This is a genomic window from uncultured Dubosiella sp. (genome assembly GCF_964018005.1).
GTDB classification, from domain to species: domain Bacteria; phylum Bacillota_I; class Bacilli_A; order Erysipelotrichales; family Erysipelotrichaceae; genus Dubosiella; species Dubosiella muris.
The window spans coordinates 38,564-52,262 of sequence record NZ_CAXHOA010000006.1; the positions used below are offsets into that span (position 1 = coordinate 38,564).

At 54.0% G+C, this 13,699-nt stretch carries 14 protein-coding genes and 1 other annotated feature; of the genes, 2 read left to right on the forward strand and 12 right to left on the reverse strand.

The annotated features are described in order from the left end of the window. Window positions 1–22 precede the first annotated feature (22 nt). The 10 genes from hisI to ABNS49_RS05555 form a co-directional block, all read right to left on the reverse strand. The gene (hisI, locus tag ABNS49_RS05510; RefSeq protein ID WP_135980702.1) at window positions 23–343 is read right to left on the reverse strand and encodes a phosphoribosyl-AMP cyclohydrolase; all 321 of its coding nucleotides are present in this window, start codon (window positions 341–343) and stop codon (window positions 23–25) included. Beyond that, on the reverse strand, window positions 340–1,101 hold the full coding sequence (gene hisF, locus ABNS49_RS05515; protein ID WP_135980701.1) for an imidazole glycerol phosphate synthase subunit HisF: 762 nt from the start codon (window positions 1,099–1,101) through the stop codon (window positions 340–342). The genes hisI and hisF overlap by 4 nt, the downstream gene beginning before the upstream one ends. After that, window positions 1,095–1,823 carry a 1-(5-phosphoribosyl)-5-[(5-phosphoribosylamino)methylideneamino]imidazole-4-carboxamide isomerase gene (hisA, locus tag ABNS49_RS05520; RefSeq protein WP_135980700.1) on the reverse strand — a complete coding sequence of 243 codons (729 nt, stop codon included), beginning with the start codon at window positions 1,821–1,823 and terminating at the stop codon, window positions 1,095–1,097. Before hisA ends, hisF begins: the two co-directional genes overlap by 7 nt. After that, window positions 1,820–2,428 (reverse strand): imidazole glycerol phosphate synthase subunit HisH, encoded by a 609-nt coding sequence (gene hisH / locus ABNS49_RS05525; protein ID WP_135980699.1) that lies wholly within the window; start codon window positions 2,426–2,428, stop codon window positions 1,820–1,822. The genes hisA and hisH overlap by 4 nt, the downstream gene beginning before the upstream one ends. After that, window positions 2,425–3,006 carry an imidazoleglycerol-phosphate dehydratase HisB gene (hisB, locus tag ABNS49_RS05530; RefSeq protein WP_135980698.1) on the reverse strand — a complete coding sequence of 194 codons (582 nt, stop codon included), beginning with the start codon at window positions 3,004–3,006 and terminating at the stop codon, window positions 2,425–2,427. Before hisB ends, hisH begins: the two co-directional genes overlap by 4 nt. Next, window positions 2,993–4,033 carry a histidinol-phosphate transaminase gene (gene hisC, locus ABNS49_RS05535; protein WP_135980697.1) on the reverse strand — a complete coding sequence of 347 codons (1,041 nt, stop codon included), beginning with the start codon at window positions 4,031–4,033 and terminating at the stop codon, window positions 2,993–2,995. Before hisC ends, hisB begins: the two co-directional genes overlap by 14 nt. Beyond that, a complete protein-coding gene (gene hisD, locus ABNS49_RS05540) occupies window positions 4,020–5,312 on the reverse strand; it encodes a histidinol dehydrogenase (protein WP_135980696.1) in 1,293 nt (430 codons plus the stop codon). The genes hisC and hisD overlap by 14 nt, the downstream gene beginning before the upstream one ends. Next, a complete protein-coding gene (gene hisG, locus ABNS49_RS05545; RefSeq protein WP_135980695.1) occupies window positions 5,293–5,940 on the reverse strand; it encodes an ATP phosphoribosyltransferase in 648 nt (215 codons plus the stop codon). The genes hisD and hisG overlap by 20 nt, the downstream gene beginning before the upstream one ends. Beyond that, entirely contained in the window at window positions 5,937–7,055 is a 1,119-nt protein-coding gene (gene hisZ / locus ABNS49_RS05550) for an ATP phosphoribosyltransferase regulatory subunit (protein WP_135980694.1), read from the reverse strand. The genes hisG and hisZ overlap by 4 nt, the downstream gene beginning before the upstream one ends. Before the next feature lie 34 nt (window positions 7,056–7,089). After that, window positions 7,090–7,327: a binding site (T-box leader), on the reverse strand. A 37-nt stretch (window positions 7,328–7,364) separates the two neighbouring features. Then, window positions 7,365–9,293, reverse strand: a complete 1,929-nt coding sequence (locus ABNS49_RS05555; protein WP_135980693.1) for an aconitate hydratase — start codon at window positions 9,291–9,293, stop codon at window positions 7,365–7,367. 90 nt (window positions 9,294–9,383) lie between these two features. On the opposite strand from ABNS49_RS05555, the gene ABNS49_RS05560 reads away from it, so the two are divergent. Together ABNS49_RS05560 and ABNS49_RS05565 are read left to right on the forward strand one after the other, a co-directional pair. After that, window positions 9,384–10,688 (forward strand): citrate synthase, encoded by a 1,305-nt coding sequence (locus tag ABNS49_RS05560; protein ID WP_135980692.1) that lies wholly within the window; start codon window positions 9,384–9,386, stop codon window positions 10,686–10,688. Further along, entirely contained in the window at window positions 10,657–11,661 is a 1,005-nt protein-coding gene (locus ABNS49_RS05565) for an isocitrate/isopropylmalate dehydrogenase family protein (RefSeq protein ID WP_135980691.1), read from the forward strand. Before ABNS49_RS05560 ends, ABNS49_RS05565 begins: the two co-directional genes overlap by 32 nt. Window positions 11,662–11,706: 45 nt before the next feature. On the opposite strand, the gene ABNS49_RS05570 is transcribed toward ABNS49_RS05565, so the two are convergent. Then, window positions 11,707–11,949, reverse strand: coding sequence for a hypothetical protein (locus tag ABNS49_RS05570; protein ID WP_135980690.1), 243 nt, complete (start codon window positions 11,947–11,949; stop codon window positions 11,707–11,709). Between the two features lie 179 nt (window positions 11,950–12,128). Next, window positions 12,129–13,661, reverse strand: a complete 1,533-nt coding sequence (locus ABNS49_RS05575; RefSeq protein WP_168353616.1) for a neurofilament protein — start codon at window positions 13,659–13,661, stop codon at window positions 12,129–12,131. Window positions 13,662–13,699: the final 38 nt, after the last annotated feature.

Consider the following 13,699-nt stretch of genomic DNA (forward strand, 5'->3'; position numbering starts at 1 on the left):
TCATCGTTTTATTTCTCCTTGCCTACTCTTCATCCAATTCCCGATAAAAACAAGACCGGTGCCCGGTATGGCACGCCGCGCCCACTTGCTCGACTTCCAGCAGCAGCGTGTCCTCGTCGCAATCCACATGAATCGCCTTGACATGCTGATAGTGGCCGCTTGTCTCGCCCTTGGTCCACAACTCGTTTCGCGAACGCGACCAGTACGTCGCCAACCCCGTCTTTCGCGTCTTTGCCAGACTTTCCTCGTTCATGTAAGCCAGCATCAGCACTTCCTTGCTGTGGACATCCTGAACGATCACCGGAACCAGGCCGTTTCCCTTTTTAAAATCCACTGTGATCATGGCCGAACCAACACTCCTTTTTTCTCCAAATACGCCTTCACGTCTTGCACCGTCAGCTCGTCGTAGTGGAACAAGCTGGCCGCCAGCGCCGCATCCGCTCCATCCTGCTCGAACACGTCGAAAAAATGCGCCAGGCTGCCGCAGCCACCCGAAGCGATGACCGGCACGTTGACCGCCTCGCGAACCGCTTTGCACAAGGCCAGGTCGAATCCTTCCTTCGTGCCGTCGGCGTCCATGCTCGTCAGCAAAATTTCGCCCGCGCCCAGACGCACGCCTTCTTTGACCCATTCCAGCACGTCCTTGCCGGTGTCGATGCGTCCGCCATGGACGACCACGTTCCAGCCCGAGCGATCCGGCCGCATTTTCGCGTCGACCGCCAGCACGATGCACTGGTTGCCAAACATTTCGGCGCCCTGGCGAATAAGATCCGGGTTGGAAACGGCGGCCGAATTGAGCGACACCTTGTCCGCGCCCGCCAGTAAAATCGTCCGGATGTCCTCGATCGTTCGAATCCCGCCGCCGACCGTAAAGGGAATGTAAATTTCCCGCGCCACGGATTCGACCATCGCCTTCATCGTTTTGCGGCCTTCATGCGTCGCGGTGATGTCCAGAAAGACGAGCTCGTCGGCGCCTTGCTCGTAATATTTCTTGGCGTACTCTACCGGATCGCCAAGCTCCTTCAAGCCGACAAAGTTGACGCCTTTCACGACTTTGCCATCCTTCACGTCAAGACATGGAATGATTCGTTTCGTCAGCATGCCGCATCTCCCGCGCACGCATCCAGCGCCTCCTTCAAGTCCAGCGTGCCCGCGTACAAGCTTTTTCCCGCGATCGCGCCATCGACATCCAGCCGCCGGAGCGCCTCGATATCCCCGATATCCTTGACGCCGCCGGACGCGACGATATCCAGACTGACATGCCGTTTTAATTGTTCAAGCATGTCCAAATTCGGTCCCGCCAGCGTTCCGTCTTTGGAAATGTCGGTAAACACGATCGTTTGCACGCCAAGCTGTTCCATTTCGATCGCGAAATCCAAATAATCCACGTCGCTTTGATCCAGCCAGCCCGAAGCGCACACTTTTCCGTCTTTGCAGTCGACGCCCACCACGATCCGTTCGCCGTAGCGTGCCAGCGCCTCCTTCAAAAACGCCGGATCCTTCAGCGCGGCCGTTCCTAAAATCACCCGGTCCACGCCAAGATTCAAATACGCCTCCACATCTTCCATCGTTCGGATACCGCCGCCGACTTCCACGCGCAGCTTCGTTTCGCGAACGATCGCCTCGATTAAATCGCCGTGGATCCGCTCGCCTTTTTTCGCGCCGTTCAAATCCACGACGTGCAAATACCGGGCGCCTGCCCGGGCGAACGCTTGCGCGATTTGCAGCGCGTCCTCGCCCACTTGTTCCTCTTTGGCATAGTCGCCTTGATACAGCCGGACCGGTTTGCCGTCCAGCAAATCAATCGCTGGTATCACTTTCATAAAATCCCCCTTCCAAACGCGTCCAAAATCGACAAGCCGACTTTTCCGCTCTTTTCCGGATGAAACTGGGTGCCGACGACATTTCCTTTTTTGACGACGCCGGGCACGAGATAGCTTCCGTACCGCGAATACGCCATCAAATCCTCTGGATCCAGCCCAACTCCGTAATAGGAATGATCATAGTAGACATACGAAGGCTCGACGGGCGCAAAGCCGCCGGTTTCGTTCCATTCCAAGGCGTTCCAGCCAATGTGGGGCACGCGCACATCCGTTTTCGACATGAACACGACTTTTCCATTCAAAAAACCAAAACACGGCACGCCGCCATTTTCCTCGCTGGACTCAAACAACGCCTGCATACCAAGACAAATGCCTAAAATCGGGATTTGTTTTTGTTGGACCTGCGTCTTGATCCACGCCGCCAGTCCGCTTCGGTTGAGCGTGTCCATGCAGTCCTTGATCGCGCCGACTCCCGGCAAAATGAGCCGGTCGCATCGCTCTAAAACCGCCTTGTCGTTGGAAACGATCGCTTCCAGCCCTAAGTGGTCGCACGCGTTTTTGACGCTGTGCAAATTGCCCATGCCATAGTCGATGATGCCAATCATTCCAGCACCCCCTTGCTCGACACGACCCGGTCGCTCTCGACGCGCACCGCCTCCTTGAGCGCCCGCCCAAACGCCTTGAATACCGCCTCAACTTTGTGATGGTCGTTCGTTCCGTACAACACGTTGATATGCAGCGTCATGCCGCAGTTCATGCAAACCGCCCGGAAAAACTCTTCCGTCATTTCCGTCGAGTACTCGCCGATTTTTTCCCGGTTCAGCTCGCAATGGTACACCAAATACGGCCGGCCGCTTAAATCCAGCGTCACGTTGCACAAGGTTTCGTCCATCGGCAGCATAAACGTGCCATACCGGTGAATTCCCCGCTTGTCGCCAAGCGCCTCGCGAATGAGCGTGCCCAGCACGATCCCGCAATCCTCGATCGTGTGATGGTCGCACACCTCCAAATCGCCTTTGGCGCGCATTGTCAAATCAAATCCGGAATGAAACGCGAACAAATCCAGCATATGGTCGAAAAAACCGATTCCCGTCCGGATCTCGCTGCGTCCTTCGCCTTCCAGACAAAGCGCGCCGCGCACTTCCGTTTCTTTCGTGATGCGTTCCAGCTCAAACATCCGCATCGCTCTCATCCACCTTTCTTATGATTTCCAGCACCTGGTCGTTTTCCGCCACGCTGCCAATCGTGATCCGGCAATACGGCTTGCCGGCGTATTCGCGTACGACGATGTTGCGCGCCTTGAAAGCGGCCAGCAAATCGTCTAACCCCTCGCCTTCCACAAGCACGAAATTGGCGTGGGAAGGATACAGCGTGAACCGGCGCAGCGAAGGCGCCAGCTCGGCAAACCGCTCCCGCTGCCGGCAAATTTGCTCGACGCGCCCCGCAAACGTGGCGGCGTGCCGCAAAAGGATCTCGCCAATCGTCTGCGTCGTTCGGGACACGTTGTAAGGCACATTCAACGCGCCAAGCTTTTGTATGTTTTCCGCCCGGCTCAGCAAAAAGCCCAGCCGGATGCCCGCGGCGCCATACGCTTTGGACAAGGTGCGCGTCACGAACAAGTTCGGATACTGGTCAAGCAAGCCGACAACGCTTTCATCGGCGAACTCCATATACGCCTCGTCGATGACGACCGGCACGTGCCGTATCGTTTGAAGCAGCTTCTCAATGTCCGCGCCAGACACAAGATTGCCTGTCGGATTGTTGGGGTTGGAAAACAAAACCATGTCCGCGTCCTTGGCGAACGCGACAAACGCGTCCATGTCCAGCGGTTTTCCCGCCGCGATCGGATATTTTTTGATCGTTCCCCCGTACATCGACACATAGTAGTCATACATCCCGAAATCGGGCGCGAGGGTCGCCAGTGTTTTCCCTTCCGCCATCGCGCAGCCAATGAGCAGGCCAAGCATCTGGTCGCTGCCATTTCCGCAAAGCACCATGTCCGGCTCGACACCGACGACTTGGGCGTACGCCTCCTTGAGCGAGCGGTACGAGTCGTCCGGGTAGCGATGAAACAACGTAGTGTCCAGAGACGCCTTAATTTCCGTCAAAATTTGCTCGTCGAAATTGGTCGGCGACTCGTTGGCGTTCAGCAAAACTCCTTCCTGCACGTGCGCCTCGTAGGCGGACACCGCCTTGTTACGCGCACTCATCGTTCAGCCTCACTAAAATCGCGTTGGCGTGGGCGTCCAGTTTTTCCTCTTGCGCCATTTTCACGATCATCTCGCCATACGTCTGAAGCGCCTCTTTGGAGTAGTGGAGATAGCTCGACTTTTTTATAAAGCTGTCCACGCCCAGCGCGCTGGAAAAACGCGCCGTTCCGCTCGTTGGCAAAACGTGGTTCGTGCCGCCAAAGTAGTCGCCTACGCTTTCGCACGTGTAGTAGCCTAAGAAGACGCTGCCCGCGTGCTTCACAAGACCTAGCGCGCTCATCGGATCGGCAATCATCAGTTCCAAATGTTCAGGGGCGATCATGTTGGATATTTCGATGGCTTCCTCAATGGTATCGCAAACAATCGAATGTCCGTGGTCCGCCAGCGACTTTTCCACGATTTCCCGCTTTGGAAGCACGGCGCTTTGCGCTTTGAGCTCGGCGTTGACGAGGTCGACAAGCTTGGCGTCCGTCGAAATCAGGATCGAGCACGCCATCGGATCGTGTTCGGCTTGCGACAGCAAATCGGCCGCCACGTATTTTGGGTTCGCGCCCTGGTCGGCGACGACTAGAATCTCGCTTGGTCCGGCAATCATGTCAATGTCGACTTTGCCAAACACGAGCTTTTTCGCCGCCGCCACGAAAATGTTTCCCGGCCCGACGATTTTATCCACCGGCCGGATCGTTGGCGTGCCATAGGCTAGCGCGGCGATGGCCTGGGCGCCTCCCACCTTGTAGATTTCCTGAATGCCAGCCAGTTTGGCCGCGTACGCGATGTTGGGATGGATCGTTCCGTTGGGTCCGGGCGGCGTGACCATCACGATGCGCTTGACGCCGGCGACATGCGCCGGAATGGCGTTCATCAAGACGCTACTTGGATACTGGGCGCGTCCGCCAGGCACATAAATGCCGACGGAATCCAGCGGAATGACACGTTGTCCTAAATAAATGTTCATTTCCTTTTGGAGCAGGAAGGCGTTTTGTTTTTGGGCCTGATGGTAAAACTCGATGTTTTCCTTCGCCCGGCGCATCGCTTCCATAAACGCCGGATCGCATTGCCGGATGGCTTCGTCGAGCTCCTGCTCGCTGACTTGCAGATTTTTCAAGTCGATGCCGTCGAACTGGCGCGTCAGCTCAAACAGCGCCGCGTCCTTGTCGTTTCGGACCTGGTCGATGATCCGGGTCGCCGCCATTAAAATATCGGCGGAAATTTCCTGGCTGCGTTCGCTGACGTATTTCATCAAAGTTTGCGAGTCGTTTTTATTGAGTGCTTTGAGCATTGTTTTTCACCACACTTTCCAGATCTGCGATCAGATCGAGTATTTCTTTTCTTTTCAGCCGAAACGACGCCTTGTTGACAATCAGACGGGCGCTGATCGGGCAAACGGTATCCAGAACGATCAATCCGTTTTCACGCAGCGTCGTACCCGTTTCCATGATGTCGACGATGCCGTCGCACAAGCCAAGCAATGGGGACAATTCGACGGATCCGTCGATTTTGATGATTTCGACATCCATGCCGCGCCCCAAAAAGTAATTTTGCGCGACTTTTGGATATTTCGTTCCGATTTTGACGTGTCCGACTTTGTTGAACAAGTCGTTTTCCGGCAGGGAGGCGACGATAAACTTGCATTTTCCAATGTCTAGATCGAGCAGCTCGTAATAGTCCGAACCACCTTCCAGAAGCGTGTCCTTGCCGACCACGCCGACATCCGCCACGCCGTGCTCGACGTACGTGATGCAGTCGTTGGCTTTGACGAGAAAATATTCCAAATCTTTTTTCGTGTCCGCGAACACGAGAGCGCGGCCCTTGTTTTTGAGCGCCTCGGTTCCGTATCCGCATTGATCCAGCATCTCGACCGTGTTCTTTTCCAGTCTTCCTTTTGTCAGTGCCATGGATAATGTCATGCTTCGACCTCCTTGATTATGATTTCATCCGTAAATCCGGGAACGAGTTCCACGATTTGCTCGCGGCGCAAATCCCGCGCCAGCTGCATCGCTTCCACTTTTTGGCGAGGACCGTAAATCAGGCGCACCTTCGCCCGTTTTTCGGGCGCTTCGATGTGGTCGATCAGCGCGTCGAGCTTGAACGAGAAACCGCAAGCCGGCAAGTCGTTTCCAAACACCTTCAGCAGCTGGTCGTAGCGACCGCCGCTGAGCACGCTTGTGCCCGCGCCTTCGATAAATCCTTCGAAAATGATGCCGGTGTAATAGTCGAGATGGGCGATTTTTCCTAAATCGAACTGGACGTGCCGGCCATAGCCCAAAGCGGTCAACTCATCCGCCAGCCCTTTGAGCTCGATGACGATTTCCCGCAGCGCCGGCGTAAACGCGCATCCGTACGCTTCATCCAGCATGTCTTGTCCACCGCTGAGCAGCGGAAGGCGCAAAAAGAACGCCGTGATCGTGTCGTTTAAATCGAGCGCCTGCAAATAGTCCTTGAGCTCGACCATGCTTTTGCGATCAATCAAATCCGCCAGCTTCGTTCTTTGCTCCTCCGAAAGCCGCGCGCTGCGGCACGCCTCGTCGAAAAAGCGAACCGTTCCGATTTCCAAAATGTGCGAAGGCAAGTCAAGCGCCTGCAACCCGTCCAGCGCGCACGTAAGCACTTCCAAGTCGGAATGGGAATCCAAACCAATCAATTCGACGCCGCAGTCGGTCGCCTCGCTTTGTTTGCCGGCCAAAGACGGGCGCACTTTGTACACGTTGGCGCAATAATGCAGACGGAACGGCCCCATCTCGTCTTGAAAGCGCGTCGTCACCGCTCTGGCGATCGGGACGGTCATATCCATGCGCAGCGCCAAAATATCTTGCGAGCGATCGAAAAACTTGTACATTTCCTGGTCGTTGAGTGTGTTGAACGCGTTGGAATACGTCTGGTAATACTCCAAAACCGGGGTGACGATTTCCTCGTAGCCATACGACGCAAACACTTCGTTCAAAATCGCTTTCACTTTGTTTTTTTTCGTGCACTCTTCCAGGATCGAGTCTCGAAACCCGGCGGGAAGTTTGATTTGATTCATCTTATCTCTCCTTTTTTACAAAAAAAGCTTTCATCCAAAGGACGAAAGCTAAACTTACGTGGTTCCACCTTACTTCGCGTCGATTTCACAATCGGCGCCTTCGCGGGTATTGATCATACGCCAGGCCGGATAACGACTGCCAGTCGACATTCCCTACTTCGTTCAAGAATGTAGCTCGAGGATGTGTTTCGGATCGTTCCGCTCTTCTTTTCCACCAACCAAGAAGTCTCTATCAACATCCGGAATCGTACTCTTCCTGTCATCGCTGATTCAATATATAGCTTAGATTAAGCTGTTCGTCTTTAATTGTCAAGAATTTGTCTTTTGTGCGTTTCGAATATAGTTCAAGGCCCCGCCCGCCTTCAGGATCGCGAAATCCGCCGGGCTGATTTGCGCCCTCACCGGGATGCGACGCGCCTTCGTTTTATTGTATATCGCGTAGTCTGCGCCCGTTTCCAAACCATGCACGTCTTCAAAAACAAGCTCGTCCAAATCGTCAATCGCGTCGTAGTCCGCCTTGTCGGCAAACACAAACGGAATGATACCAAAATTAATAAGATTGGCGAGATGGATCCGGGCGAAGCTCTTGGCGACGACGGCCTTGACGCCTAAATACATGGGCGCCAGCGCCGCATGCTCCCGGGAAGAGCCCTGGCCATAGTTTTCTCCAGCCACAATGACGCCTCCGCCATGCTCGGCGCAAACTTTGTAAAAGTCCTTTTTGTTGTTTTCAAACACGAAAGTGGAAAGCTTTTCAATGTTGGAGCGGTACGGCAGCACTTTCGCGCCCGCCGGCGCGATGTGGTCGGTCGTAATGTTGTCTTCAAGTTTGATAACGACCCGCTTGGCGAAGGAAGTCGGCAGGCTTTCGTTGATCGGAAGCGGTTTGATGTTCGGGCCAAACTGCACTTCGACTTGCTCTGGCTGCTTCGATGGCGCGTAAATGAGCGAGTCGTCCACATACGATGGCTCGGGCGCGAACGTGTCTTCGTAATCCAGCGTCGTCGGATCGGTGAACACGCCCGTGATCGCGCTGGCAGCCGCCGTTTCAGGCGACACAAGATACACCTCGGCCGACAATGTTCCGCTTCGGCCGTAAAAGTTCCGGTTGAACGTGCGCAAGGACACGCCTTCGCTTTTTGGCGACTGTCCCATGCCGATGCAAGGACCGCATGTGCACTCCAAAATGCGGGCGCCCGCGTCCACAAACGTGGCGAACGCGCCGTTTTGAATGAGCTTGCGCATCACCTGGCGGGAACCCGGACTAATGACAAGCGACACGTTTTCCGCGATTTTTCTTCCTTTCAAGATCGCGGCGACTTTCATGAGATCCTCGTAGCCGGAATTCGTACACGATCCAATCGCGACCTGGTCGACTTTTTTGCCCTGCAGCGCTTCGACAGCCTGAATGTTATCCGGAGAATTCGGACAAGCCGCCGCGGGCTTTAACGCGGACAGGTCGATTTCGATGGTCGCGTCGTAAACCGCCCCCTCGTCGGCTTCCAGCGGAACATAGTCCTGCTCTCTTTGCTGCCGCTTCAAAAATTCGCGCGTGATCTCGTCGCTTGGAAACACGGACGTGGTCGCTCCCAGCTCGGCGCCCATGTTCGTGATGGTCGCCCGCTGGTAGACGCTAAGCGTCTTCACCCCCGGACCGGTGTATTCGTAAATGCGGCCGACACCGCCTTTCACGCTTTGAAGACGAAGCAGTTCAAGAATGATGTCTTTCGCGCTCACGCCATGACCGAGTTCCCCGGTTAAACGCACTTCCACGATTTTCGGATACGGGATCCGGTACGGAATTCCCGCCATCGCTTTGGCGACATCCAGTCCCCCGGCCCCGATGGCGATCATCGCCATCGCGCCGCCGGTCGGCGTATGGGAATCCGAGCCAATCAGCGTCTTTCCCGGCTTGGCGAACCGTTCCAAATGAAGCTGGTGGCAAATGCCGTTGCCCGCTTTGGAAAAATAGACGCCATGTTTGGCGGCGACCGACTGCAAATACGCGTGGTCGTCCGCGTTCATATATCCGCTTTGCAGCGTGTTGTGGTCAACGTAACTGACGGACAGCTCGGTTTTGACTTGATCGACGCCCATCGCCTCGAGCTGCATGTAGGCCATCGTTCCGGTCGCGTCCTGCGTCAGTGTTTGATCCATTTTGATTTCGACTTGTTCTCCTGCCTGCGCGCGCCCGCTCACCAGGTGCGCGTCCAGGATCTTTTGAGCTAAAGTTTTCATTGTTCCACCTCTTGTTCCCGATTATAACAAACTTTGAAAGAATTTGAAAATTTTTATGATATAATATGAAAACATATGAAAGGAATATGTATGAACACATTGAAAAGAATCTATCGCGAGAACATGGAAGCCAATCAAATCGACCCTTCCTTGTACGCGCGATACCGAGTCAAACAAGGATTACGCAATGAAAACGGAACCGGCGTCAAAGTCGGCCTGACGAAGATTTGCGACGTGGTGGGCTACCAGATGATCCACGGCCACAAGCACAACATCGACGGCCAGCTCATCTACCGAGGCTACTCCGTGCGGGATCTTGTCAAAATGCAGTCAAAAAAGCCGGTGCAAGGCTACGAGACGGTCGCTTTCCTTTTGATTTTCGGAAAGCTTCCCACCGACCAGGAACTCGCCTTGTTTCGCCAGGCGCTTCACGATGCCGTCAACGCCGACTTTATCCAGGTCGAATACGAGACAAGCAACTTGCTGAACGCCCTGCAAATCGAAATTTTAAAACTGTATGGCAGCGACCCGAATCCGGACCGCGATTCTCTGGAGGAGCGGATGAGCAAAGGCATCTCGATTTTGGGAAGCATTCCCCTGTTTGTGTTTTCCAACTACCACCACAAGCGTTTCGACGCCTATCCTCTTAGCGACAAGGGACTGGCGGAAAACATCCTGGCTCTGGCCAGACAAAGCGACGCCTACACGATTCAGGAGGCGCGCGTCATGGACACGCTGCTCATGCTCCACGCCGACCATGGCGGCGGCAACAATTCCACGTTCGCCAACGTCGTCATCACAAGCACCGGCACCGACATCTACTCGTGCATGAGCGCGGCGATCGGCTCCCTGAAAGGGCCTCGCCATGGCGGGGCGGCCGAAAAGATGAGCGGCCAGTGCGAGATGATCCTGGAGCTTTGCCAAAACGGCTGGGACGACCAAATGCTCGAGGAAATCGCCTACAAGCTGCTGGCCAAGGAGCTGTACGACAAATCGGGGCTGATTTACGGCATCGGCCACGCGATCTACACAAAAAGCGATCCCCGCGCCGTCCTGATCAAGGAGGAATGCCGCAAACTGGCGTATGAGCAAGGCTACGAGGAGGAATTTGAGATTTTCAGCCATTTCGAACAAGCCGCCAAAAAGGCGATGAAGCGCTGCAAAGGCATCGAGTGCTGCGCGAACGTCGATTTTTATTCCGGCTTCGCGTACCGGATGCTCCATATCGAGCCAAGCTTGTTCACCTCCCTGTTCGCGATCGCGCGGACCGCGGGCTGGATTGCCCACCATTTGGAAAACCGCCAGTCCAACCGGAAGCTTATTCGACCGGCGAATATTTATGTAGGAGAAAGGAAAGAATGGAATGAATCAGACGATTACTGTATTTCGCGGTGACGGCATCGGGCCGGAAATCACCGACGTGGTGCTGGATATTCTTCAAACGGCCAAGGCGCCGCTGGAGTTTGAAATTTTCGACGTAGGAGCGGCCGTCTATGAAAAGACGGGCGCCTTTATTCCCGAGGAGGGCTTGAAAAGCTTCGAGAAAAACCGGATTTTGCTGAAGTCGCCCATCACGACCCCGATCGGAACCGGTTTTAAATCTTTGAACGTCACCCTCCGGCAAAAATACGATTTGTGGGCGAACATCCGTCCAGCCAAAACCAACCCGGCGCTGCCTTGCCGTTTTGAGCACGTCGACGTCGTGACGGTGCGTGAAAACACGGAAGACTTGTACATTGGCGAGGAAATCGAAGTCGACGCCGACACGGTGCACGCCATCAAGCGAATCACCCGCAAGGCGAGCGAGCGGATCCTTCGCAAAGCGTTCGAATTCGCCAGGGAAAACGGCCGGAAAAAAGTGACATGTGTCCACAAGGCGAATATTTTGAAAAAAAGCGACGGAATGTTTTTGGGTTTGTTCAATGACATCGCCAAAGACTATCCGGAAATCGAAGCCGACTCCATGATCGTCGACGCCACGTGCATGAATCTTGTCATGCATCCGGAACGCTTTGACGTGATGGTCATGCCAAACCTGTATGGCGATATCGTTTCCGATTTGACTTCCGGCTTGATTGGCGGTCTTGGCTTGCTGCCAAGTTGCAACCGCGGCGAGGACTTCGCAATGTACGAGGCCGTCCACGGAAGCGCGCCGGATATCGCCGGAAAAAACATCGCCAATCCGACCGCGCTGCTGTTGTCGGCGTGCATGATGCTCGACGATTTGGGCTGCAAGGCGTGCGCGCAAACCATTCGGAACGCGCTGGACCAGGTGTTCGCGCAAGGCGAGGTGTTGACGCCGGATCTTGGCGGAAACGCGACGACTACCGAATTCGTCGCCGCGATCAAGGAAAATCTAAACCGCTAAAAGAAAAAGCATAACGACTCGATTTGAAATCAAGCGTTATGCTTTTTACATGCTTTCAAACAATGTTTGACGGTTTTTCAATGTGACGATATACGTTCCGTCTTTCGGATACTGGTTTTTGTCCTTTTGATCCGACAAGATTTCCAGCTCGCATGGATAGCCCGCTGCTTCCAGCACTTCCAAAAGCTTATCCTTGCCGAATTTTTTTGTGATGGCGCGCCCGCACGCGCAGTTGCCATATTGATCCAGGCAATGTAGAACCCATTCAGGAATTTTTGTTGCGCTCATGGTACCTCCTAAATCCAATTATTCTCTATCATATTCGCATTTAAGAAAAAAGCAAGAAAAAAATACACAATTCGCCGTGCGGAAGCGATTTCTTTGTGTTTTCGCGTCTTTGCCCTCCATTGTATGCCTTTCCACAAAAAAAAGGCTTCCGTTTTCGAAAGCCTCTTGTTCCGTCCAAATTAGTTGTGCAGAATATCCAAAATTGCCTGGTAGTAGTCGTAGCGTCCGTCGACCCATTGCAGCGCTTCGTGCGCGATCGCGCGCGCCTTATCGCGGTCGATTCCGCGATACACGTTCGCGAACCGGAAATAAATCATGTCTTTGATGTTGTTTTCACGAATGATGTAATGGTAGTTGGCGTCGCCAAGACCAAAATCGCCATGCAAAATCAATAAATCCGCCACATCCATCATCGCTCTTGTTCCCAGCTGCTGATGCAGTTCCTCGAACTGGGAAAGCACCGAGTAAATGAATCCTTCATAGTATTTCACGTCGTTGTACTGCCACGACTTCAAGATGTCATAAGCCACATCCATGAATTTCACGACAAGCGCTTTGACGTCGGCGCCGGTCATTTCGTTGATTTGCGCCAGATCATGCACGTTTTCCTGCTGCGCGATCATGAGCACTTCGCGAACCGTGTCGAACAGCGTGTTGTACACGTTCGTGTTGGCCAGCGCGTCCTCGCCCAGTTCCATCGCGCACGCTTCCTGAATGCGGTCGCCCAATGGAAGCAGGTTCGCCGCGTCCCAGTCAATCGTGTCCGAAACTTTAGCCACGAGCACCGGAATCAAATCCACATCGTATCCATCTTCCTCGAAAGTGAACGATTTGGCTTTCGTCGCTTCCTGCGCCAGATCCTTTGCGATTTGCTCCGGATCGTTGTTGGCGATGAGCAGTTTCTTGTAGTCGTCGTATGTTTTTTCGATTCCCAGCTCGTTCGCCATTTCGATGATCGTATCGAGATTGAACGCGTTGTACGCCGCCGCTTTTTCCTCAGCGCTCGCTTTTGGCTCTTCCGCTGGTTTTTTTGGCTCTTCGACCGGTGCCGTTACGGCTTTGACTTCTTCGATCGTCACTTCATCCAGACTTGGCGCGTCCACGGCCGCCTCTTTGGCTTTTTCCGCTTTCTCGTCCTGCTCTTTCACGACCGTCTTTTTCGCGGCCGTCTTCTTTGCCGGCGCTTTCTTTTCTTCCTTTACAGGCTCTTCCGCCTTTTTCGCGGTGGTTTTCTTCGCCGTCGTCTTTTTCGCGGCCGTCTTCTTCGCCGGCGCTTTCTTTTCTTCCTTTACAGGCTCTTCCGCTTTTTTCGCGGTGGTTTTCTTCGCCGTCGTCTTTTTCGCGGCCGGTTTTTTCTCTACCGTTTTCTCCGCTGTTCCAGCTGGAGCCGCCGCAACTGCTGGTTGGCTTGCCGCTGTGTCAGCGGTGTCGGCTTTGACTGCTGGGATTGTTTTTCCTGCCGCATCATCAGCCGCAGCTGCTGCCACAACCGGCTTCTCAACTGGCGCTTCAGCTGTTTTACGAACTGTCTTTTTCGTTGTTGCTTTATTTTTAGTCGTCGCTGTTGCTTTTTTAACAGTTTTCTTTGCCGGCGACTTCGTCTTTTTTGCTGCCAAGTCATCTGCTGCTGTTTCCTCTTTCTTCACAGCATTTTTATCTGCTGTTTCAGGCTTTTTTGTAGTACGAATTGCTGCTTTTTTTTCTTCAGCCATGTTAAACCTCCTAATAAAGTGCTTATAATTCAAACAAA